This is a genomic window from Chthoniobacter flavus Ellin428, assembly GCF_000173075.1.
In the GTDB taxonomy this organism is placed as follows: domain Bacteria; phylum Verrucomicrobiota; class Verrucomicrobiia; order Chthoniobacterales; family Chthoniobacteraceae; genus Chthoniobacter; species Chthoniobacter flavus.
The window spans coordinates 205,826-227,476 of the sequence record NZ_ABVL01000003.1; the positions used below are offsets into that span (position 1 = coordinate 205,826).

Here is a 21,651-nt window from a genome sequence, read left to right on the forward strand (position 1 = left end):
CGCGAAACTCAATCCCGCGAATGCTCTCCCACGTGTGCGCTTCGGGCCTGAGAACAGTTCGTAAGCGTCGTGGTAGAGCTTTGTGTCATCGATCTGCTGCACCGAGCTAACGGATTTGATAGTGCCCCACTTCTCCGGCCCCTACGAACTCGATTTGTGGCCCAAGGCTCGCCAAATCCCGTTTCGCGGTGGCGATTGAGACGGTGAACTGCTTCTCGTAATCTCGTCGTGTCAGCCGCTTGCCTTTGCGGAGCTGGGTGAGGAACCACTGCTTTCGTTCTTCCCCATCCGATTTCTCCGGCACAGCCACCTTGCCGTTCTTGCGCGTGACGCCGGCAGCAACCTCGACGGTGAGTTTGGGCGAGAGCTGATACCCGCGAGGCGTGGTGGCAATGATGTCGTTGCCGTCGCACGCCAGCCCGGCCTGTTCGGCGAGCAACTCAGATGCTCGCTTGCGGAACGTCTTCACCGCTTCAGCGATGGCCTTCTCCCCGCGCTCCACCTTGATTCGGTCAGCGAGGTCTTTGCCGGAGCAGGCTGGGAGGACGCATTTCGCCGTCCGGACGCAGAGCAGATTGATGATCTGCCAGATGCGACCGCTCGTGTTTTCGCAGAGTCGGACGCCGCACAATTCAACCGCCTCAGCGGTGACGATGAAATCGCCGCCGGTGAATGGCGTCAGAGCATGGCGTTTGGTCGTCGAAATCCGCGTGCGTTCGGTCGATGGAAGCCGGCGAGCGATGGCGTCGCCGATGGCTGTTTCGAGATTGTCGAAGGGCTTCTTCACGAAGTCGCTGGCACCGAGCTTGAAGACGCGCGTGGCGAGGTCGGGGCTGTCGTGACCATGCGCGGTGACGACGATAACGGGCGTGTGCCGATGCAGGACTGAGCCGCGAATCTGTGACAGCAAGTTCGTGCCGGTCGGGATGAGCGGGGTCTTGCCGAAGCGCGTCGGGAGTTCGAGATCGAGCAGGATGTAGTCGTAACCTTGCTCCTTGAGCCGCAGGAGCGCGTCGTCCTGGCAGCCGACGGAATCGAACGTGTGACCCATTGATTCGACGCGGTCTTCAAGCGCCTCACGGACGCCTGGATTGTCGTCGATGATGAGGGCGTGCAGTTTCACCATAGCGTTTCCTCCCGGCCTTCAATGGGCAGCAGCACAGTTACCCGCGTTCCTTCGTTCTCCACGCTGTCGATGTTTATCGATCCTCCGTGGGCGGCGATGTTCCGCCGGGCGATGGGCAGGCCAAAGCCAGTGCCGCTAAGCTGCTTCGAAGTCCGCCCCGGCACGAAGCGGCGGACCTCTTCCAGTTCGAGCGCGGAAAAGCCCATCCCATCGTCGGCAATCTCGACCTCGATCCACTCGCCTCGCAAGGCACGGGCAACGAGACGTATTTCGCCAGCACGGAAGCGGTTCGCGTCAATGGCGTGAGCTTCAAACGCGTTCTTCACCAGATTGCGAAAGGCGAGGACGATCTGGACTCGAGAGACGCCGACGGTGAGGTCCAAAGGCACCTCGGCGGAAAACTGCACGGACGAAGCATCGCACCCCCGAGCGGCAAATTCCTCACGCACCATGTTCACGGCCTCATTCACCAAGTCGGCAATGCGTTCCGTTCGCCGTTCCCGCGACGGTGCTTGCGTGTAGAGGCGCATATCGTCGAGGAGACGTTCGAGGTAGCCGACGTGGGTAGTCATCCGACCCGCGAGCCTTTGAGTCAGCGCGGCATCGGTGCCACCACTGCGGACGAGCTGCTCGATGTTGGATTTCATCGCCGTGGCCACGCTCCTCATCTCGTGGACCGACGCGCCGACGAGTCCTTCATACATCCGCTGCGCCACATCGCGGGCGAGCCGCGCAATCTTTATACCCTGCGATTTTTCCAGCCGAGCCAGATCGTCTTCCACTTTATCCAGCCCGCGGCGGCGTTTCGCTTCAGTGTTCTGCCCACGTCGACGGCGCTCGACCGCACGTTCGGCGGAACCTTTGACGAAAGCATTTTCATCGGCGGTCAGTTGTGCGGCGAGTGGGGCGAAATCCGAATCGGGCAGGACGTGCAGGGCGTCGGCGACTTCCTTCCGAACCTCCCACTTCGTATCGCCTGCGAGCAGCCGGAGCAGCGCGGAAGCCGACGACGGCGCGGTTTGGCCTGGACTGAGCAGCAGTGCTGCGTCGCGCACGAACTGCGCGCGGCGGGTCCACGCGAAGGCGTTTCGATCCGCTGTCAACGCGGCCACTGCATCATCCAAACTGGGCACGGCCTCGGACATCAGAATTGGTATCGCTTGCCGCGTTTGCGGAATGCTTCCTCCCCGCCTTCGAGCAGTGTGACGATGCTGTCCTTGCACTCATCCACGGTGCCTTCGCGCGTCTTTCGTCCGTGCTCGCCATCGGACTCCATCACGACGACGCGCTCGGCCTCTCCAAGCACGGGGATGTTTGGATTGTGGGTCACGAAGATGAGCTGCCGGGTCGCTTTCACCGCTTGGATATTGGCCACAACAGCCTCGAAAATGAAGCTGTTATCGAGGTTGTCCTCCGGCTGATCGATGAGCAGCGGGTTTTCGCTTTCAAGTAGCAGGATTGGCAGAATCGTCGTGCATTTCTGGCCGGTCGAAAGCTGCGTCGAGGGTTTGTAGCCTTCGCCGTCGCGCAATTCGATGGTTGGCTCATCGAGTAACTCCACGGTTTCCAGCTCAGCGAGCGTTGTCGGACGATTGAACGTGACCATCATCTTGGCAGCCTGGTCTGCGTTGAGTTCGCCACGATCCATCAGCAAGCGCGAATCGCCCGCACGCACGAGAGCCGCCAATTGCGTTGGAGGCAGCAGCCGGACGAGCTTTTGCGCGATCATACCCCGCTGCACACCGGCGCCTTTGAGCGTGTCTTCGATGAGACGCTGGTAGGTATCCGGGTTGCCATCCTGCGCCACGGTCACGCGGATATTCGGTGCGAGAGCACGGTTCAGCCGGTCGGCGATGCCCTTGCGAAGATTGAAGCGCCGATCGCGTAATTCGGACAGTTGCGTGATCAGCTTCTGATGTGACTCAGAGTGTTTCGCGAGTTGCCGGGCAATTTCGTCCGCTTCGCGTTTGCGCTCACCGAGTTCATTGCGGCGGCGTTCAAGAGTGGCGCGCTCTGCCGACTGTGCTTGATGCTGCTTGTGTTTCTCGATCAACTCGCGGAACGCGAGTTCCTGCTGCTCGTGTGCGTTTTGCAGCTCCGTCTTGAGGGCGCTCAGATTCGCGAGAAAATCCTCAATTGTGTGGCGCGCCTTGTTGAGGTGGCCGTCGGTCGTGGTCGCGCTCGCGAGCATTTGCGTGTGCAGCCGGGTCAGGATCGCGGCATTAGGGCCGGTGAGCAGGTCTTTAGGAAGGTGGGTTCCGGTGATCGCCTTGGCATGTCCGATGAGTGACTGGATCTGCTCTACGTATTCGCAAAGTGAAGTGCTCGCTGTGCGCACAGCCCGAACTTCCCGGTCGCGGTTCCCCTTGAGCCGGTGGGCTTCGTTGATCACGGCTGCGTCGTTGCCTTGCCCACCCGCGAATGCGGCGAGCTTCGCCTCAATCACGGGCAACTGCTTGGCTTCTTCCTCAGCGGTCGCGCGCTTCGTGGTCAGCGTTTCAACCTCGCGGGCCAGCGCTGTGATGTTCTGGCAGACCACGCTGATATGCGCATTCAGACCGACAATGTCGTCCGCCGTGAAACTGTCGATGAGGTCGAGTTGATACCGACTCTGATCGGCGATGGATTCGACTTCGTTTTGGCTGAACACATCGGCGCGGAAGAGCGACTTCACTGCGATGCCTGTCGGCTGACGTTTCAGGTCCAGAACAATGGGGTCCTCGTCGACTGCCCGGCTGATGATGTAGTGGAGCCCGTCCGCGGTTTCGATCTCGAGTTCAATCCGGCCGCCTTCGAGGTTGCCATCGACGAGCGCCTCAATGCGTTTCCGAGCCGAAGCGGCCACTTCGCGACGCGGCAGCGCGTCCATCGCGTAGCGGATGAGTTCGAGGATGGTCGTCTTGCCGGTGCCGCGCGCGCCGATGATGCAATTGAGGCCGGTGGCGAGGTCGATGCGCACGCCATCGAGGAAGCCGCCAATGATCGAGAGGCTTTTGAGTTGGTGTCTGCGTTTCGTTTTCATCGAGACGACCAATCTTGCGAAAAGCCGGTATCACCAAGCGAAACCCGGCTCGGTATCACAGTCCATATGGCGCGCGTGATACCGGTATCACGGATCGGCTGATACCGGCATCGTCAGCCGGGCGGCGCCATCCGGCTGACCGTACGGGATTGGTAATTCGGAACCGCACCGGGAGGACACGATACCGGCACTCATGGGATTTCTCGGCCCGTCACGCAAACCGCGGGGCACCGAAAATCAAAACCAAATCGCAACCATGAGTATTCTCGCATCCACCATCCATCGCGGCCCGCTTGTTCGGGCGCAGAAGACAGTCATTTACGGCCCCGAGGGCATCGGCAAGACCACCCTTGCGGCGCAGTTCCCATCGCCTGTGTTTCTCGACACCGAGGGCGGTACCCATCATCTCGACGTGGCGCGTTTCCCCGCGCCAAAGACTTGGGATGACGTGACGAAAACTATCGCCGCACTCGCGTCCGAGCCGCACGAGTTCAGGACTCTTGTCGTCGATACGGCGGACTGGCTTGAAAAGCTCCTCATCGAGGACGTCTGCCGCCGCGCGAACAAAACGAGCATCGAGGAATTCGGCTACGGCAAAGGCTACGTGGTGCTCGCGGAGGAGGTAACAAAGTTCCTCGCATCGCTCAATGCGCTGCTCGCTCGCGGAATGCACGTCCTGCTGCTCGCGCACTGCCGAATTGCGAAGTTCGAGCAGCCCGACGCGGCGGGCGCGTATGATCGCTACGAGCTGAAGCTCACCAAGCAGGTCGCGCCGCTGGTGAAGGAGTGGTGCGACATGCTGCTCTTCGCGAACTACTTCACGAAGATCGCGGAGAATGACAGTGGCAGAAACGCGGTGTCGGCGGACGCGAGCGCAAGCTCTATACGACCCACACGGCCGCGTGGGACGCCAAGAACCGGCACGGCTTCGAGGAAAATCTGCCGTTCGAGTTCGCCGCCGTTGCGTCGGCTTTCGGTGCCAGCACAGAAATCAAACCAGTGGCTCCGGTCGCGAATCCCGTCGAGAGGCTCGCGGAGTTGGTCTCCGGAAAAGAAGACGTGGTGAACGCATTCCTTGTCGCTCGGCAGCAAATCAAGACCGGGCAGACGTGGCGTGATGTCGCACCCGACTACGCCCTGCGCGTCATCAGCAAACCGGATGATTTCCTCCGCGCCGTCGAAGCGCAGCTCGCGAACGGAGGTGCGAAATGACCCTTCGCCCCTCGAATCTCCCGAAGCTCGCCATCTGCGCGTGTTTTGAGCCGAATCCGGATGCGGGCTCCGCAGCAGCACGCGGTACCATGCTGGATGGTGTGTTCCGGCGCCGCGTCCACGGCGACAAGTCCGACGACACGGCCGTCGCGAAGGACGAACTCGACGCGGTGGATTGGGCGATCAACCAGATCGCCGCGATTGCCGGCACGACGGAAATCGTCACCGCAGAAGCCCGCTGCAAAATCGAGTGCCTTGGCCTCACCGGGACGGCGGATGCCTGGCTGCCGGAGCTGGGCATGAGCGCGGATCTCAAGACCGGTCAGCTCCGAAACTACCGGGAGCAGATGGCCGCCTACGCACTTGGTTTCATGGAAGCAACCTTTTGCAGCGAATGGACGGCGCATTTGCTGTTCTGCGATCAGCGGCAGTTCGTCACGTATCGTTTCAACTATGAGGAAGCGAAAGCGGTTGTGAGTGAAGTGATCGCCCAATTCCACGACCCCGCGAAACAGCCGGTGCCGTGTGACTACTGCTCGTGGTGCGCGAAAGCTGAGACGTGTCCAGCCCGGCTTGAACTTGCGGCGGCGGGGCGCTGACGCCCGCCGGGCCGGCGTTCAACTTCGAGGCCGTCCTCGCGGACGACGAGCAGCTTGGTCAATTCCTCTCCGCCTGTGCGGTGCTCGATGATTTCCGCGAACGCGCGGAGGAAATCGCGAAGAAGCGCCTCATTGGCGGCGACAAGATTCCGGGCTGGAAGCTGAGCAGCCGGAAGGCGCCGGAGTTCGTCTATCACGATGCGGTCGGACGCTACATCGACCGCTTTGGTTTCGGCGCGGTACTCGGCGCTTACGGCAATCTCAGCGGCGCGAAATTCCGCGAGCTGTGGGCCGCGAAGATGCCGGCTGACACGCCCTTTCCCGAGGAACTCATCCAACGCGGAGCCGGCTCGGTCAGCTTGCGGCGCGTCTCCACCAAACCCACGACCACCAAACCCACACTCACTAACGCCTAAACGCCATGCCTTCCTACCGCTCATCCGAACCCACCGCCCGCCCAGATTTCGTCGAGCCGGGCGAATACACCGTCGAAGTCGTCAACGCCGAGGAAACCGTTTCCCAGAAAGGAAGCGACATGATCGAGCTGAAGCTCCGCGTGCATCCCAGCGGCGCGACCATGTTCGACCATCTCGTGTTCATGGAGTCGGCGTTTTGGAAGATCGACTCCTTCCGCGCCGCGACCGGCGAATCGGTCACGCCGGACGAAGAAGTCGATATCCACGCCGATGACCTCATCGGTCGCACCGGCCGCGCGCGGCTCACCATCGAGGAATTCAACGGTCGCAAGCGCAACAAGATCGCCGCCTGGCTGCCGCCGAAACCGGCAGCATCCGCGCCGGCGGCAGTCGCAGCAACTGCAGGCACCAAGCCCAAGGACGATGACAACATCCCCTTCTAAGGTCGCATTGCGCGGCTATCAGGTCGCGGCACACGAAGCGATCCAGCGCGGCTTCGCGGAGCATCAGCGTCAGTTGCTGGTGCTCCCGACCGGCGGCGGCAAGACCGTCGTGCTCGCACATCTTGCGGCTACGCATCAACCGCGGCGGACGCTCGTGCTCGCGCACCGCGAGGAACTCATCACGCAGGCCGTGGACAAAATCCGCGCCGTCACCGGACTGATTCCCGAGGTTGAAATGGCCGACTTCCGCGCCAGCCTGAACGCTCCGGTCGTCGTGGCCAGTGTGCAAACGCTGGTACGCAGCTCGCGGCGCGAACGCTGGCCCCACGATCATTTCGGCCTTCTGGTCGTGGACGAAGCCCATCACTCGCTCGCGGACAGCTACCTCAACACGCTCCGCTACTTCGATGAAAACGCTTTCGTGCTCGGCGTCACCGCGACGCCTGATCGTGGCGACAAGAAGAATTTGGGTCGCTACTACCAGAACATCCCGTACGAGGTGACACTGCTCGATCTCGTGCAGCAGAATTGGCTCTCTCCCATCCGGGTGAAGACGGTGCCGCTGGAAATCGACCTGGACGACGTGGGCACGACCGCCGGCGACTACAACGCCCAGGATCTCGGCCATGCCATCGAGCCCTACCTGGAGCGCGTCGCCGACGTGCTCGCGGAGCACGTGCAACGGAAGATTCTCGTCTTCCTCCCGCTGATCTCGCTCAGTCGCGGCTTCGCCGAGCTCTGCCGCCAACGTGGACTGCGTGCGGAGCACGTCGATGGCACGAGCGACGACCGGGGCGACATCCTCGCACGCTTTCGCCGCGGCGAAACGCGTGTGCTCACTAACGCCATGTTGCTCACCGAGGGCTATGACGAGCCGAGCATTGATTGCGTTGTCTGCCTGCGGCCGACAAAAATCCGCTCGCTCTACAGCCAGATCGTCGGGCGAGGCACTCGGCTCTATCCGGGCAAGGATCACCTGCTGTTGCTCGACTTTTTGTGGATGAGCGAGGAGCACGTGCTGATGAAGCCGGCGAACCTCATCGCCGCCGACGCCGAGGAAGCAAACGCCATCACCGAGGCGCTCGGCTTTGGCGGCGATCTCGAGGAAGCGAAGGGCAAAGCCGACGCCGACCCGTGCGGCCACGCTGCGCCAGCGCCTCCGCCAGAATGCAAAGCGCAACGCGCGGACATTCGACGCGCTGGAGTTCGCCCTGTCGCTGGGCGACGTGGACCTGGCCGACTTTGTGCCGACGATGCCCTGGCATGGCGACCCGGCCACGAGCCGACAGCGCGAGATTTTGGGCAAGTTCGGCGTTGATCCCGGCACGCTTACCTGTAAAGGCCAGGCAGCGGCGCTGCTGGACAAGCTCTTCCTCCGCCGCGACCTCGGCCTCGCCAGCGCCCGCCAGGTGCTCTGGTTGCGGAAGCTCGGCCATCCGAAACCGGAACTCGCCACCTTTGACGAAGCGAAGCAATTCCTCGATGCGAAGTGGAGCAAACCCGCCGTGCCGGCCCAGCCATGAGCCGCCTACTATTCAACGAGTTGGAGGCGAGGCTGTCGCGCGTCCACACGATCCTCACGGAGCTTCTATTGAACGAGCAGTGCCTACCCACAGATGCGTCAGACCTTGCCGATGAAGCCGAGGAACTGACGAACGAGGCAAGGGATATCCTTCATCAAGGGTATGCCTACTTCGACTCACAGCTCGGAGACCGCTTATGAGCTTCCGATACCACTCGCGCCCGCCCCTACCGCCACGCACGCTCGATTATCTCGCGCGTGGGGCGGCCGAGGGGCAGCGCAACGCCGAGTTGTTCGACGCTGCGTGCCAGTTCCGCGATGCGGGTTTCCGCGCCGAGGAAGCCGAGCAGCAATTGCTCGCCCGCGCCACGCTCGATGGCTTGAGCGAAGCCGAAGCGCGCTCGGCGATCCGTTCCGCCTTTACCCACGGTGCCCGCGAGCCGGCGGTGGGTCATGCGGCTGAACCTGGGGCCTTGCCGCCGCCGAAACGCGTGTCCGCGGTACAGCCGCCAAAAGCGCCACTAGCGCCGGTGTCGCTGCCTTCGCCCATTGAGGGTGGATTCACCAAACTGCTCGACGCTTGCTTTGCCGCCGAGGAGTTCGTCGCCATCGCCCCGGCGCGCGAAGACGAGGCTGGAGACGTCGTGCCGACGCGCGGCGTGACGATGACACGGGAGGAATGGAAACAGCGCATCGTCGCGCGAGGCGGTATCGAGAAGTGTTTCAGTACGACGCTCGGATTGTTCGTGCGCATCAATCCGATGGCGAAAAACGGAGCGAAGAACGAGCACGTTACGTCCTTCCGGCACGCGCTCGTCGAGTTTGACCGCGACGATGGCGGCACGCAGATCCCGAAGGAACAGCAACACGCCGCCATTCTCGCTAGCGGGCTGCCGGTCTCGGCCGTCATCGACTCCGGCAACAAGTCGCTCCACGCCTGGGTGCGCGTGGACGCGCCCGATGCGGCGGAGTACCGGCGGCGCGTGGACATCATCTGGGATTGGTTTGAAGGACGCTGCCTCGATCGCCAAAACAAGAATCCATCACGGCTGTCCCGCTGTCCCGAGGGCCGACGCACCGTGGAGGGCGAGGTCCGCATGCAGCAACTCCTCGCCCTCCATGTCGGCGCGAAATCGTGGTCCGAATGGGAAGCAGCGCATGCGGCCGATGGTCTGCCGAAGATCATTGGCGGCGCGGAGTTCATGGCCGTGCCGAAGCCGGAACCGCCGCAACTCATTACCGGCGTGCTGCATCAGGGCAGCAAGATGATCCTCGGCGGCGCGAGCAAAAGCCGCAAATCATGGACGTTGATCGACATGATGCTCTCCGTGAGCACCGGCGTGACGTGGTGGGGTTTTGCCACGCAACGCGGGCGTGTGCTCTACATAAATTTCGAGCTGCCGGATTTCGCCTTCCAGCATCGGTTGCAAGCCATCGCCAGGCACAAAGGCATTACCGACTTTACCGGCATCGATCTTTGGAATCTGCGCGGGTTCGCCACCGATTTCTCCGTGCTCATCCCGAAGATTCTGGCCCGGGTGAAGGATGAGCGATACGCGCTCATCGTCCTCGACCCCGTCTACAAGGGCCTCGGCAAGCGCGACGAGAACAAGGCCGGCGATATCGCATCGCTCTGCAACGAGATCGAGCAACTCGCCGTTCAATCCGGAGCGGCTGTTGTCTTCGGTGCGCACTACTCCAAGGGCAACCAGGCGGGCAAAGATGCCATCGACCGTATCGGCGGCAGCGGCGTTTTCGCGCGCGATCCCGACGTGATCCTGACTATGACGCCGCACGAGGATGACAATGCCTACGTCGTGGATCTGACGCTGCGGGCCTTGCCGCAGGTCCCATCCTTCGTTGTGCGGTGGGCTGGCTGCATCTTCCAACGTGACCAGCACGCGGACGCCACGCGGGGTGAAGACCATCGCCAAACCTGGCGGCAAAAAGAAACCCGAGCCGCAGGCCCATTACCGGCGCGGCAGCCATGCCGACCGCTATGGCGCCATGTTCGAGCAAATGCCGCCAATGGCGAACCACGCGGAGATGGAGCACAGCGATGTGCTTCACCATATCCTGCGCACCATCGAGGCCTCCGGCGAGAGCTGCACGCCGGTCAAAGCCAAGAACGTCTTCGACAGTCTGCGCCACAAGAGCTGCGGCATTATGGTCTTTGAAATGCCGTGCTGGCGGGGTCGCAAATACCGCCCGGAAGGAGGCGCGCAATGAGCGCGTTTTCCGTCGTAAGTCGTTCCAGGGAGCTTTTCCCTGGCATTCCCCAGGGGAAACTTTCCCTGAGTTTCCCTTGGGGAATTCCCTATTTATTCTCTTACGAGAATAAAGCGCGAAACCGCTTCCACGGTCTTCGCGCGCGCCATCGCGCTCACTTGGAGTTCGCGCGAGCGCAAGTGGTGTCCGCCAGATCGCCAAACGGAGTCGTCAACCCATGAGCTACCAAGCCGACGACTACTCCAAAAAGCAGACGATCAAGGACGCCTCCTACGCCCGCGACTACAAGGCCTGGCTTGCCACGCTCACGCCCGAGGAACGCTGGCGTGTGGCGGAGCTGGGCCTCGACGCCCCGCTGCTGCCCAAGGACGGCGGTGGCTTCCTCGACAAGGATGCTGCGGATTCGCCAATGGCCTCCGAGGCACCCGCGCCGATCCCCGAGGACGCGCCGCCGGAAGCCACTGCCGGGATTCTCGGGACCGAGGACGTCTGGGACGTTCTCCGCCGACTGGTTGGCCAGTTATTGGCCGAACGCAACGCGCGCCTCAGTCTCGAATGCCTCGCGCTGGTCAGCGGGCTTTCTTTTCTGGGCGACTCGATGACCGCAGTAGCCCGGCGCCACGGCGTCACCCGCGCGGCGGTCTCAAAACGCTGCGTCGAACTGACCGAACATCTCAATCTCCTGCCTTCGCGCGCCATGCGCTCTTTGACAGCCCGCCGCGCCTATCGCGCGGCCCAGGTTTCCACCCGCACCCACTATGAACGATTTGGCCATCATCACTCCTAAAGTCAGGATCACACCGCTGGGCCTCGATGTTCTAGAGGACCTCACGTTCGAGGAATGGAGTGAACTCGCTCCTCACCTCGGCCAGGCCGCCCGCTCCATCTCCTTCGTGATCGGCGACTGGCTGATCTATGGCGACCGCTTTGCCGTCCAGTTCCCGCTTCCCGGTTTCACCGAGAAACTGCCCCGGACGGAACCCGAGCGCTATGAGAAGGCGATGGTCAATACCACCCTGGATCGGGTCACGCTGCGCAACTACGCTTACGTCGCCCGGAATGTTGGAAAGTCGTGCCGAAACGACTTCCTCTCGTTTGACCACCACCGCGCTCTTGCGTCGCTGGATGAGACCAGTCAGCGGCACTGGATTGCCACCGCTTTGGCCGAGATCGACGCCGGACGGCGCATGACCGTTCGCCGTTTCCGGCGCTCCATCGAGGCCGGGCGCGTCCTCGGTGTGGAGGAACTCTACACCGATACCGGCGACACGGGTCTAACCAATCACATTCCGTTCGTGAACGGTTTGGTAGGTTGGTGGGCGCGGATGCGCAAGGCCGGATGGCTCCGGACCGCGACCGCCGAAAAGCGCGCTGCACTCAAACGCGATCTTCAGCCAGTGGCCGACATCATTTCCGAACTATGATCACCGACATCCAAGACCTCGAACAACAGAAAGCCCTCGACCACATCCGCGAACTGATGACCGCCCACTGGCGCGAAGCGCAGGACGCACAGGACGACGACGGCAAATTCGGTATCGCCTTCAAGGCTACTTTCGACCACGGGGCATCGCCGACAAAGTTGAAGGTGACCTGCCGCATTGCCAAGACGATCAGCGACGAAATCGAGAGTGAGGTCGAAGATCCACGGCAGCCGAAGCTGTTGTGACGAGCAAAACGGCCGTACCAAGCGTCAGCAATATGAAAAGTGCTATCCCGGACGGCTTTTGAGACAAAAGCGTTCTCCACCCCAAAGTATGTCTGATTTCGATTCATCGCAGCGACCGCCACCGTCCCCGCCGATTGCCTCAGAAAAGGTCTCTATCGAGCGAAAAATCTTTTTCCTCGACCTGAAAGAGAATCAAAGAGGGCGCTTCCTCAAAATCACTGAGGATGTCGGCGGGCGGCGTGATACGATCATGCTACCAGCGGAAGCTTTTAAGGAATTCGTCGAGGCGTTGGAGCGACTGATCGATTTTGAGGCAAAGCTTTAGAAGGCGATCCGGGCGGCTCTCGAAGGTAACTGCCTTTATTTTGACAGCCGCCAGGGAGCGTGAAGCTCCTACGTCATCGAGACGCCATTCCGCCGTCCCGGCTCGAACGGAAGTTCTTCCTCTTCTGGCAATCGCTGGGCGGCCCCGATCTAAAACGCGAGTTCCGATTCCACCAGACGCGCAAATGGCGCGCGGATTTCGCCCACATCGAGAGCCGCACCCTCATCGAGATCGAGGGCGGCATCTACATCCAGGGCCGACATAACCGTCCGCAGGGCTTCGCTGCGGACGCCGAGAAGTATCTCGAAGCGGCCCTCGACGGCTGGTGCGTTCTTCGCCTGACCGAGCTTCAGATCACCGCTTCCACCGTTGAGCGGATCATCGCGCTCATCCAAACGGCAGGTGTAAAGTCGGTGTAAAGTCAGAGCCCAACTTTACACCTTTTGGAGGCTCGTTTTGGCCACGTTTCCGGCCAGATATATCCGGTATAAACGGCTCATCAAAAGCACTTTGTAATCGCGTTTTCAGTGCGTAGCAGGCCGATTTTGCGACGACAAAAAGTGGAAGGTTCAAAAACACTTCCTCATAGGATTTGAGTGATGGTCGCCTCACCCAAGTGCCAGAACGAACTCGGGAATAGATTTCCTCCTCACCGCAGTCGTAAACGGAAAATCGCCTCGCCGTCTGCTGAGTTTCCGCCAAAGTAGGGGAAATGTCACAGGCGGATTCTATTGGAGCCTTAACACTCAACCTGCTGGGACGCAAGTTTCGGCAGGGGCGGCCACTATTTGCTCCCCCGGCTCAGTCGGTGCGCAGTTATGGGGCCGCGTACGCCGAAATCTGGTTCCCATCTGGGGGATGCCACTTCGACGCGAAGGGCGAATGCACAATGTGCAATTATGGGCGTTCGAGGAAGGTCAGCGCCGCGACGATGATTGAGGCGGTACGGGCGGGACTCGCCAGTCTGCCAATAATCCCAAAAACTTTATGGGTGAGTGCGTTCAATGTCTTGGACGATCGCGAAGTCTCCCCGGAAGCGCGCCGCGGTATTTTTGCCGTGCTCGAAACTACGCCGGTGGAGCGTGTGTTGCTCGAGACGCATCCGTTGAGTGTAACCACAGAGAAGATCCAAGAATTGCAGGCTTTAATTCCTGGAAAATCCCTCGGCATCGAACTTGGGATTGAAACGATGGCAGATTTCGCGCGCAAGTGGTGTATAAACAAGCAACTTACGAAACAAGAGATTCGGCACGCGATCGCGACCATCCAGGCGGCGGGCGCAATTCCCTATGTAAATCTTTTAATCGGCACGCCTTTCCTCTCGGCGGCCGAATGCCTCCGCGAGACTCGGGCTTCCATTGAGGCCCTGTTGGCGCTCGGCGTCCGCGACATCTGTCTTTTTCCCACCCATGTCAAAGAATTCACAGTCGTCGAGCAACTTGCCCGCCTCAACCTTTACCAACCACTTCCGCTGTGGGCACTGGTAGAGTTGCTCGTAAGCGTGCCTCCCGAGACCAGATGTAGTCTTTACTACGCTTGGGTGACCGATGTCGACCATCCCGGAAAGCCGGTCTCCATCCCCCCGCGCACAGGAGCCGAGGTCTACGCCGACGTCGTCTCTTTGCTTTATGCGTACTTGGCGACGCGTGACGACGAGCAGATCGCGAGACTCGCTGCTTTACGAACGCCGTGCCGTGATGAGTTTTGCACCCGCCTCGCGCAGAAGCCCGCTTCGCCGCTGCCGCAACGCATTCTGGAAGGGGTCGAGGCACTTTGCGGAAGTGCCTTGCCTGGTCACTTCGAACGCTACAAGCAGGAAATCATTCAGGAAATTACGAATGACTGGGAAATCGCGTGCCAAGAAACGCACCATCAACTATGTTAACAATGCGCTCAGCCGCCGAACACGAGGTTCCGACACTGCATCGGCTCGGTCTGTCGAGCTTTCAAAATCGGGATCGTTTCGATTGGGGTTGGACTGAGGAGTATTTGCAGTACCTGCTGAGCACTTCAAGCGGGTTCCTCCACGTGGCGGAGGTTGCCGGAGAACCGCAGATCGTTGGTTTGCATTGCGGTGTCTGGAACTACCCGGAATGCCGGGAGGACCAGTGCCGCTTTTATTGGCTGTACATCGACAGCCGATTTCGCCGGCGCGGAATCGGAACACAGTTGATTCAGTATTCGCTAGCGCGCGCCGCAGAAAGAGGCAAGCGGAGCGCCATCGTGGGAATATGGGGTTCGGATGAGCCGGCGAGGCAGGTCGTTGAGCACCTCGGTTTTCAGCAAGTGGAAACGTTGAATCTGATGCGTCTCACGCTGGATTAAACGAGTTGGAGACAATAGGCTGCTTGTCTTCCACCAATCTTTTCCCAAGTGAGTTCTACATCCGGCCCATCCCCAATTTTGATCGCGGAAACCCCGCTGCACGCCGCGGAAAATTATCACCCGCCGGGAAACTTGTTTGTGAAGCTCGAGGGCGAGCAGCCTACGGGCAGCATCAAGCATCGTGCGGCAGTTTTCATGCTAGAAGCAACTCGCCGCGAACTGCAAGATGCCAAACTGGAGCTCATCGAGTCGACCTCTGGCAATCTCGGTGTTGCGCTCGGCTCGCTTGCACCTCATTACGGATACGAACTTCTCTGCATTGTGGACCAGTTGATTCCGTCCTCGAAACTCGATAGGCTGCAGCGGGTCGCAAAAATTCAGAGTGTTCCGGCGACCGGTCATTCCGATGCGCGTGCCGCCCGTATTGCTTTGGCGGAGGAGCTAAGCCATCGCCCGGGCTATTTTTGGGTCAACCAGTATGCCAGCGAATCCAACCGGCGCGCGCATCTCGAATCGACCGGGCCAGAGCTCTCGCGTCAGGTCGGAGCTTCATTGAGGTGGCTCGTCTGTTCCATCGGCTCGGGCGGCACGGCCTGCGGTTTGGCCGCTTGGTTCGCTCGCCAGAATCCCGCCGTCTCCGTGGTTGCCGTGGAACCTTGGGGGTCCACCATTTTCGGAACGCACGCGGCACCTTACCTCTCCGTCGGAGCGGGCTTGCACGAACCGAGCGCCATCGTGAAGCGGTGGGGCAGTCCGCTGGCAGCTCATGCGCAGGTACCGGATTCTGCGGCCATCTCCGAGGTTAAGCGTTTCCAGGAACTCGAAGGAATCGCCCTTGGCATTACCTCCGGCGCTTGTCTAGCCATCGCCCGGCAGCTGGCCGCTTCGCACCCGGGGGACATGGTCGTCGCGCTCTCGGCCGATTACGGAACGGCTTATCGCGATATCATCGACGCCGGCCAAATCATCGACCGCTATCCCTTCCCCATAAACTCACTCAAATAGTGCGCCCGCCGTCCACCGATCAACTTTCCGTCACGGGGGTACGACTTCACAACCTGAAGAGCGTTTCTGTCTCGATTCCACATTTTCGGCATACCGTCTGCACCGGTGTCTCGGGTTGCGGCAAGAGTTCCTTAGTTTTCGACTGCATTTACGCCCTGTGCGAATACGAGTTGCTGCAGTCGCTTTCCACATACGCTCGCGGCGCCATCCCACTGCCTGTCGTGCCGGACGTTGAGCACGCAAGCGGGTTGCTCCCACCGGTTGTAATCGATCAAGCGGACTTGGGACGAAACCCGCGGTCAACCATCGGTACTTCTACGGAAGCCTACACGTTTCTACGGCTTCTTTTCGCCCGTGCCGCCGTGCCGGTGCTCGACGCCAGTGCGTTCTCCTTCAATTCTCCCGAAGGAGCGTGTCCGGCTTGCCGTGGGCTCGGCCAGATTTTGACGCCAGATCCGGAACGCCTTTTCGATCTCTCCAAATCGCTCGGCGAAGGCGCCATCCGACACCGCGCGTGGAAGGTTGGAGGCCGGTACTGGAACATCATCAAAGCCACAGAGTTTTTTGAGATGGACGCTCCTCTCGGTCAGTGGCCCAAGGAAAAGCTCGATCACCTTATGCACGCGGCCCCGGCCGAAGTTGCCAACCGTGTGCCCGGATTCGTTCAACGGTTTACCTTTGAGGGGGTGGTTGAACGCCTCCGCGAGCGGCTCGCCGACGATCGCGGACTCGATTCGGCGGACTACGACGCGCAGTTCTTCACAACACAGTGGTGCGCGACCTGCGGGGGAACAAGGCTCCAGCAGAGGGCGCTGGCCTGCCGTCTGAATGGACTCAATATCGCCGATGCAGCGGGGCTTGCTGTTCCAGAACTGAAGAACTTCGTCCGCAGCCTGGAGATGAGCACCCTCGCCACCGTCGTCGATTCGCTAAGTCGCATCCTGGAAAACCTGGAGATGGTGGAACTCAGTTACCTCACCTTGGATCGCCCTATTACCACCGTTTCCGGTGGCGAAATGCAGCGGATCAAGATTGCGCGGGAGCTGGGTTCCCGTTTGATGGGCATACTCTATATTCTCGATGAGCCTTCGAGGGGTCTTCACGCCAAGAACGTCGAGGCGGTGAATTCGATAATCACCAAACTCAAAGAGCGGGGGAATACGATCCTGAGTGTCGAGCACAACCGCGCGGTCGTGGAGTTGGCTGATAACATCGTCGAACTCGGTCCTGGCGCCGGCTCGCGGGGTGGCCAAATCACCGAGACGGGAACTCCAGCGGATTTCAAAAACAGCAGCGGGCCGACGGGCAGGCTCCTATCTGCGGCGAAGCAGCACATCTCACCGCCCCCGCCGAAAGCGTTTACTGAGTGGCACTTTTTTAGCGATTTGCGGCGCAATAACTTGAAGATTGAGAAACTCAAAATTCCGCGCGCGGCACTCACTTGCCTCGTGGGGGTTTCTGGCGCAGGAAAATCGTCACTCCTGGAGGAGATGCAGTTACGCGATCCCGCTAGCGTGCGCGTGGCTCAGCGGCAGATCGGAGCGTCCGTGCGCTCGAACGTCTGCACCTATCTCAATTTTTTCGACGAAATTCGCAATCTGTTCGCCAAGAAAGCAAATGCGTCCGCAAGCCTTTTCGCGTTCAACAGTGACGGCGCTTGTCCCGAGTGCGGCGGACGCGGCAGCATCACTCTCGATCTCCACTTTCTGGGCAGCGCAATGGCACCCTGTCGCACCTGCAATGGAAAACGCTACCGGGCCGAAGTCCTTGGGTATACTTGGCAGGACCGCAACATCTCCGAAGTCTTGGAACTTCCTGTAGAGGAGGCCGCCACTTTTTTCCGGGAAGGGAAGAAAATCCGCAGCGCGCTGGAGTTGCTCTTGGGATGTGGCCTGGGCTATATCCGGCTTGGGCAGTCGCTGGACACCTTTTCCGGCGGCGAACTGCAAAGAGTGAAGTTGATTTATGGTCTGAACGATCCCACTGCTCTCTATCTGCTTGATGAGCCGTCGCGCGGGTTGCATCCGGACGACATCGAACGCATCGTCTCTTTGCTACGTACGCTCACTGCTCGCGGCAAGACCGTGGTTGCCTCGGAACACTCGTTGGATCTGGTTGCTCGCGCAGACTGGGTGGTGGAATTGGGACCCGGGGCAGCCAATGCCGGCGGGAAGGTGATCGCTGCTGGCACGGTTCGAGAGATCATAAGAGCGACGACAAGCATCACCGCGCAATATCTTAAGTCCTATGTCAGACCTGGAACTTGAGGGCTCGCCGGCAGTGGCTCTGGCCGACTACGATTCGATTGCGCGCGTGTACGATCTCTGGGCCTCTTGCGATCCAGCTTCCAAGCCGTGCTGGGATTTCTATCGCAGGGAAGTGACGCGTCATGGTGGAGTTTGCCTCGAAGTCGGCGTGGGAACCGGTGCTGTCATGCTTGGGGCGGGTCCTACCGTCGCTCACTATTACGGGATCGATCTTTCCCGCAGCATGCTCGCAGAACTGGAAACAAAACGGGCTAGCCTGCCTCCTCTCCCTTTCTCCTACACACTCATCCATGGCGACGTTCGACAAATCCGGCTGAGCGGCCCCCCGCCAACGCTAGCGATTGTTCCCTTTCGCACTGTGGGGCATTTTCTGACTGCAGACTCTAGGATAGCTCTGTTGCGCCACTTACGGGAAATCTGTGCGCCGGGAGCACGCTGCATCCTCGATCACTACAAGTTTAACCTGAAGTGGGCTCAGCAGCACGATCGCGTTACCCGATGGATGGGCGAGGGAACCATCAATGGCCAAACTTTCGTACTCTCGGACACGTATGCTTATGATTTCGCGCGCCGCGAGATGGAATGTCTGCTCTGCGTGGAGGAGATCGCCAGGCATGGGACGGTGGTGAACAAGCGATACAGCGCGTTTCGTTTTTCGTGGCTCGAAGACGACGAAGTCTATCGCTACGCGGAAATAGCGGGGTGGCGGGTCGAGCAACGGTGGGGTGACTTTGAGTATTCCGATTTCTCCGGCGACGCGAAAGACCAGGTCTGGCTCTTACGTGCGCCATGAGGCCGAACGATTGCTACTCGCTCGCCCGTACATCGGCCCGGAGTTCCACATTCCTGTCCCTGCTAGCGCATGCAACTGGCTTGCCTGGAGCAGCCGTTTGGACAGGATACCTGGCTTCGTTGAGTCTCGATCTGGATCTCCCTCGGCGCTGGCTTGCCTCCTGCGTGCCCTATCTCGATCTACTTTTACAGGCCATGGCCTACATGCCTTCCGGCGCGTCCGTTGGCGAGGTCGAGTCGGGGCAGATCGATGATTTGGCCCGTGGCTTTTCGACCGGCGAACACCTCATTCTCGGTCCCTTGGACAGAAGTTCCTTGTGCGGACGACCGGCGCCTTTGCTATGGGAAGGCGCGCCAACTTTTGTGCAAATCATAGGGTGCGAAGAAAATACGGGCGCGATGATCCTTCGCCTACCGGGGACGCATTCGCTTTGCAGCTTGTCCGCAGAGGCATTGGTAGCGCCGCCGGGAATGCGGAGCGCGTGGTTTGCTGCCACCCCGCTTGGCCTACAGGCTTGCGAAGAGCACCTCCGACGCCTTCTGTCCTCCTGCCGTTTGGAGGTAGTTTGCCTTGCGGATCTGGCACGGTGGATGCGTGCGCTGTGCGAACGAATTGCCGGGTGTCCGCTAACCTCGACGGAAAGGCATTGCCTTCGGGCTGCTCTTCGGGCTCTACAGGAGTGTCTGTGCGATGCTACTCTGTTTGCGCAGCGGCTCCAAAAGGTGGCGCAGTTTCTGCCGCCTGCCGAGCACGCATTCCTCATCGAACGGGCTGTATCAGCGATGCACCTGCTCGCACGCGCTCCGTCCGTCCTTGTAGGCTTCGACGTAAATCCAGCGTCCTGGCTGGAGGAGCTTGGGCGCGTGCTGGCGACGACGACGGTGGTGAGACTGGCACCCAAACAATAATATGCCAATTTCCCATGCAAACGTCCTGTTCGGACTGGATTGCGCCAGCGCACCTGTGCGCGGTTCCGTTCCGGCCGAAAACCTGCTGTTGAAGCTCAATCCTGCGCTGCTTCCGGAAAGCGAACCTGCGGCCATAATTATCGCTGCCGAGGCACCGATACTGTCCGATGCGACAATCTCCTACCAGACACTCGTGCATCTGCGGCAGCCCCGCGCTTCCTCACTTGTTTTTCTCACGAGCGCCGGTGAAACGCTCGCGATGGCGCTCCTCGCTGCGAGCCTCACACTTGATGGTGCCGAAGCCGGTGCTTTTGTGCTGGCCTACATTCTTGAAAGCGTCTCCCCCGCTCCTGTCGGCGCGCGGGATTACGAGGCGTTCGCTTTCCTGATCCATCGGGTTCCCCCGCCGGACTGCGCCGTGTTGGTGGCGGAACTTAAGGAAGGCACGTCCAAGAGTTTCGCCCGTGAGGTTCTTTCCGCGGCGGCACTGCAGCGGATTGTCGAGCATGCCCGTGCGGCTCGGCCTCTCAGGCAAACCACGCTGCTAATCGGTCGCGCTCCCGGGTTGGACGGGGAGCAAAAATGTCATTTGCTGCGCCTACATGAGAAAGAAATGTGAAGCTTTCTGGCAACGATGGGCAGCCGAGCCGGGGAACTTGTCTGCCACGCTCGAAACGCCGAGGTATTTCTATTCGGGCGAACTGCTCACCCTCGCTTGGCACGCCCTGCACTCGAGTCTGCCCGCGGACGCGCAACTGCTGTACTCGCTGAAGGCCAACCCGCATCCGACGATCGTACGCTACTTTGCCGAGCACGGTGCGCTTTTCGATGTGGCCAGCCGTGGGGAAATGGAACTGCTCCTGGCGACCCAGGGCTCGCTGCAGCGGGCGGTATGGATCAGCCCGTGCAAAAGGGAAGCAGACTATCTCTGGGCGGTGCAACACGGCCTAGGCGCATCCGTGATCGATTCCAGAGAGGAAATAGGCACCGTGCGCCGGGTTGCGGCGACCCAGCCAGACACCATGCCCAGCTATCTGCTACGCGTTCAGCGACGCGCGGCTTCCGCGGGGACTTCCCTCTGGGCGGACTCGCAGTTCGGTGTCACTTTGGATGAGGCAATCGAGTTTACGCACACCCTGCGCCGGGACGGGATCCAGATCGCCGGGTTGCACGGCTATTTTGCCTCAAACCTTTTCGCCGAACAGGAGATTGCCCAAAATACCCAGGACTTGATGGCGCAGGCGCTCACCTGGCAGGCGTCTACTGGCACCTCGATGCGTGTCCTTGACGTCGGAGGAGGGTTTGGCTGGCCGCTTGGCGTTGAGGACGGCGAGCTTTCGTTACCGAGACTCCGGGACTGCCTAGCCCCCCTGGCCGCGGAGTTTTCCCCAGGCACTGCATTGTGGTTCGAATCGGGCCGTTTTCTCACCGCCGGCGCGGGTGTGCTCGTGCTCACCGTGATGAGCGTAAAAGAGCGCCCCGGCACGACCTCCGTCGTGCTAGACGGCGGAATGAATATCTTCGGCCTTCCCTCGATGCGCCTGGGATTTCGTCCGCTGACGGTGATTCTTCTCGCGCGCGAGTGGGCTGGTCCCCTGCAGCCGCACACGCTTTTCGGCCCCTTGTGCACCCCGGGGGACAAATTTTGCGAGAAAGTGCTGCTGCCACCGCTTAAGGCCGGTGACCGCTTGGCTATTCTGCATGCGGGTGCTTACGGAGCCACGGCGGGGCGCTCTTCATTTCTCTCTTTCCCGGACGCGCACGAAACTGTACTTGCCGGTTGACCACAT

Annotated in this window: 23 protein-coding genes; 20 read left to right on the forward strand and 3 right to left on the reverse strand. The window is 60.6% G+C overall.

Annotated features, from left to right (window positions below; genetic code table 11):
* Positions 1-106: 106 nt before the first annotated feature.
* The 3 genes from CFE428DRAFT_RS06195 to CFE428DRAFT_RS06205 are packed head-to-tail and all read right to left on the reverse strand — an operon-like array spanning position 107 to position 4,148.
* Positions 107-1,126 carry a response regulator gene (locus CFE428DRAFT_RS06195; RefSeq protein ID WP_006978617.1) on the reverse strand — a complete coding sequence of 340 codons (1,020 nt, stop codon included), beginning with the start codon at positions 1,124-1,126 and terminating at the stop codon, positions 107-109.
* The gene (locus CFE428DRAFT_RS06200) at positions 1,120-2,259 is read right to left on the reverse strand and encodes a sensor histidine kinase (RefSeq protein ID WP_237705445.1); all 1,140 of its coding nucleotides are present in this window, start codon (positions 2,257-2,259) and stop codon (positions 1,120-1,122) included. Before CFE428DRAFT_RS06200 ends, CFE428DRAFT_RS06195 begins: the two co-directional genes overlap by 7 nt.
* 11 nt (positions 2,260-2,270) lie before the next feature.
* Positions 2,271-4,148 carry an AAA family ATPase gene (locus CFE428DRAFT_RS06205; protein WP_006978619.1) on the reverse strand — a complete coding sequence of 626 codons (1,878 nt, stop codon included), beginning with the start codon at positions 4,146-4,148 and terminating at the stop codon, positions 2,271-2,273.
* Between the two features lie 256 nt (positions 4,149-4,404).
* Here CFE428DRAFT_RS06205 and CFE428DRAFT_RS06210 point away from each other — a divergent pair, with 256 nt between their 5' ends.
* The 20 genes from CFE428DRAFT_RS06210 (at position 4,405) to CFE428DRAFT_RS06305 (ending at position 21,645) form a co-directional block, all read left to right on the forward strand.
* Positions 4,405-5,214, forward strand: coding sequence for an ATP-binding protein (locus CFE428DRAFT_RS06210; RefSeq protein ID WP_157447440.1), 810 nt, complete (start codon positions 4,405-4,407; stop codon positions 5,212-5,214).
* Positions 5,211-5,360: a hypothetical protein gene (locus CFE428DRAFT_RS37040; protein ID WP_157447441.1), complete on the forward strand. Its 150-nt coding sequence runs from the start codon at positions 5,211-5,213 to the stop codon at positions 5,358-5,360. Before CFE428DRAFT_RS06210 ends, CFE428DRAFT_RS37040 begins: the two co-directional genes overlap by 4 nt.
* Positions 5,357-5,959, forward strand: coding sequence for a PD-(D/E)XK nuclease family protein (locus CFE428DRAFT_RS06215; protein ID WP_006978621.1), 603 nt, complete (start codon positions 5,357-5,359; stop codon positions 5,957-5,959). Before CFE428DRAFT_RS37040 ends, CFE428DRAFT_RS06215 begins: the two co-directional genes overlap by 4 nt.
* 80 nt (positions 5,960-6,039) lie before the next feature.
* The gene (locus CFE428DRAFT_RS06220) at positions 6,040-6,375 is read left to right on the forward strand and encodes a hypothetical protein (RefSeq protein WP_006978622.1); all 336 of its coding nucleotides are present in this window, start codon (positions 6,040-6,042) and stop codon (positions 6,373-6,375) included.
* A gap of 5 nt (positions 6,376-6,380) precedes the next feature.
* Complete coding sequence (locus CFE428DRAFT_RS06225) at positions 6,381-6,818, forward strand: DUF669 domain-containing protein (RefSeq protein ID WP_006978623.1); 438 nt, start codon at positions 6,381-6,383, stop codon at positions 6,816-6,818.
* Positions 6,799-8,136, forward strand: a complete 1,338-nt coding sequence (locus CFE428DRAFT_RS06230) for a DEAD/DEAH box helicase (RefSeq protein ID WP_006978624.1) — start codon at positions 6,799-6,801, stop codon at positions 8,134-8,136. The genes CFE428DRAFT_RS06225 and CFE428DRAFT_RS06230 overlap by 20 nt, the downstream gene beginning before the upstream one ends.
* Entirely contained in the window at positions 8,117-8,341 is a 225-nt protein-coding gene (locus CFE428DRAFT_RS33090) for a hypothetical protein (RefSeq protein ID WP_006978625.1), read from the forward strand. Before CFE428DRAFT_RS06230 ends, CFE428DRAFT_RS33090 begins: the two co-directional genes overlap by 20 nt.
* Before the next feature lie 196 nt (positions 8,342-8,537).
* Positions 8,538-10,517, forward strand: coding sequence for an AAA family ATPase (locus CFE428DRAFT_RS33095; RefSeq protein WP_006978627.1), 1,980 nt, complete (start codon positions 8,538-8,540; stop codon positions 10,515-10,517).
* A gap of 269 nt (positions 10,518-10,786) precedes the next feature.
* On the forward strand, positions 10,787-11,356 hold the full coding sequence (locus CFE428DRAFT_RS06245) for a hypothetical protein (RefSeq protein WP_006978628.1): 570 nt from the start codon (positions 10,787-10,789) through the stop codon (positions 11,354-11,356).
* Positions 11,328-11,993, forward strand: coding sequence for a hypothetical protein (locus CFE428DRAFT_RS06250; protein ID WP_006978629.1), 666 nt, complete (start codon positions 11,328-11,330; stop codon positions 11,991-11,993). Before CFE428DRAFT_RS06245 ends, CFE428DRAFT_RS06250 begins: the two co-directional genes overlap by 29 nt.
* Complete coding sequence (locus CFE428DRAFT_RS06255) at positions 11,990-12,238, forward strand: hypothetical protein (RefSeq protein WP_006978630.1); 249 nt, start codon at positions 11,990-11,992, stop codon at positions 12,236-12,238. The genes CFE428DRAFT_RS06250 and CFE428DRAFT_RS06255 overlap by 4 nt, the downstream gene beginning before the upstream one ends.
* Before the next feature lie 88 nt (positions 12,239-12,326).
* Positions 12,327-12,563, forward strand: a complete 237-nt coding sequence (locus CFE428DRAFT_RS06260) for a DNA-binding protein (RefSeq protein WP_006978631.1) — start codon at positions 12,327-12,329, stop codon at positions 12,561-12,563.
* A 59-nt stretch (positions 12,564-12,622) separates the two neighbouring features.
* Positions 12,623-12,982: a PDDEXK family nuclease gene (locus CFE428DRAFT_RS06265; protein WP_006978632.1), complete on the forward strand. Its 360-nt coding sequence runs from the start codon at positions 12,623-12,625 to the stop codon at positions 12,980-12,982.
* 590 nt (positions 12,983-13,572) lie between these two features.
* Positions 13,573-14,448, forward strand: a complete 876-nt coding sequence (locus CFE428DRAFT_RS06270) for a hypothetical protein (RefSeq protein WP_237705446.1) — start codon at positions 13,573-13,575, stop codon at positions 14,446-14,448.
* A 2-nt stretch (positions 14,449-14,450) separates the two neighbouring features.
* The gene (locus tag CFE428DRAFT_RS06275; RefSeq protein ID WP_042724508.1) at positions 14,451-14,888 is read left to right on the forward strand and encodes a GNAT family N-acetyltransferase; all 438 of its coding nucleotides are present in this window, start codon (positions 14,451-14,453) and stop codon (positions 14,886-14,888) included.
* 78 nt (positions 14,889-14,966) lie between these two features.
* Positions 14,967-15,893: a pyridoxal-phosphate dependent enzyme gene (locus CFE428DRAFT_RS35440; protein WP_006978635.1), complete on the forward strand. Its 927-nt coding sequence runs from the start codon at positions 14,967-14,969 to the stop codon at positions 15,891-15,893.
* Positions 15,893-18,160, forward strand: coding sequence for an ATP-binding cassette domain-containing protein (locus CFE428DRAFT_RS06285; protein ID WP_006978636.1), 2,268 nt, complete (start codon positions 15,893-15,895; stop codon positions 18,158-18,160). The genes CFE428DRAFT_RS35440 and CFE428DRAFT_RS06285 overlap by 1 nt, the downstream gene beginning before the upstream one ends.
* Entirely contained in the window at positions 18,141-18,953 is an 813-nt protein-coding gene (locus tag CFE428DRAFT_RS06290; protein WP_006978637.1) for a class I SAM-dependent methyltransferase, read from the forward strand. The genes CFE428DRAFT_RS06285 and CFE428DRAFT_RS06290 overlap by 20 nt, the downstream gene beginning before the upstream one ends.
* 909 nt (positions 18,954-19,862) lie before the next feature.
* Positions 19,863-20,480, forward strand: coding sequence for a hypothetical protein (locus CFE428DRAFT_RS06300; protein WP_006978639.1), 618 nt, complete (start codon positions 19,863-19,865; stop codon positions 20,478-20,480).
* 37 nt (positions 20,481-20,517) lie between these two features.
* The gene (locus CFE428DRAFT_RS06305) at positions 20,518-21,645 is read left to right on the forward strand and encodes a type III PLP-dependent enzyme domain-containing protein (RefSeq protein ID WP_042724512.1); all 1,128 of its coding nucleotides are present in this window, start codon (positions 20,518-20,520) and stop codon (positions 21,643-21,645) included.
* Positions 21,646-21,651 lie beyond the last annotated feature (6 nt).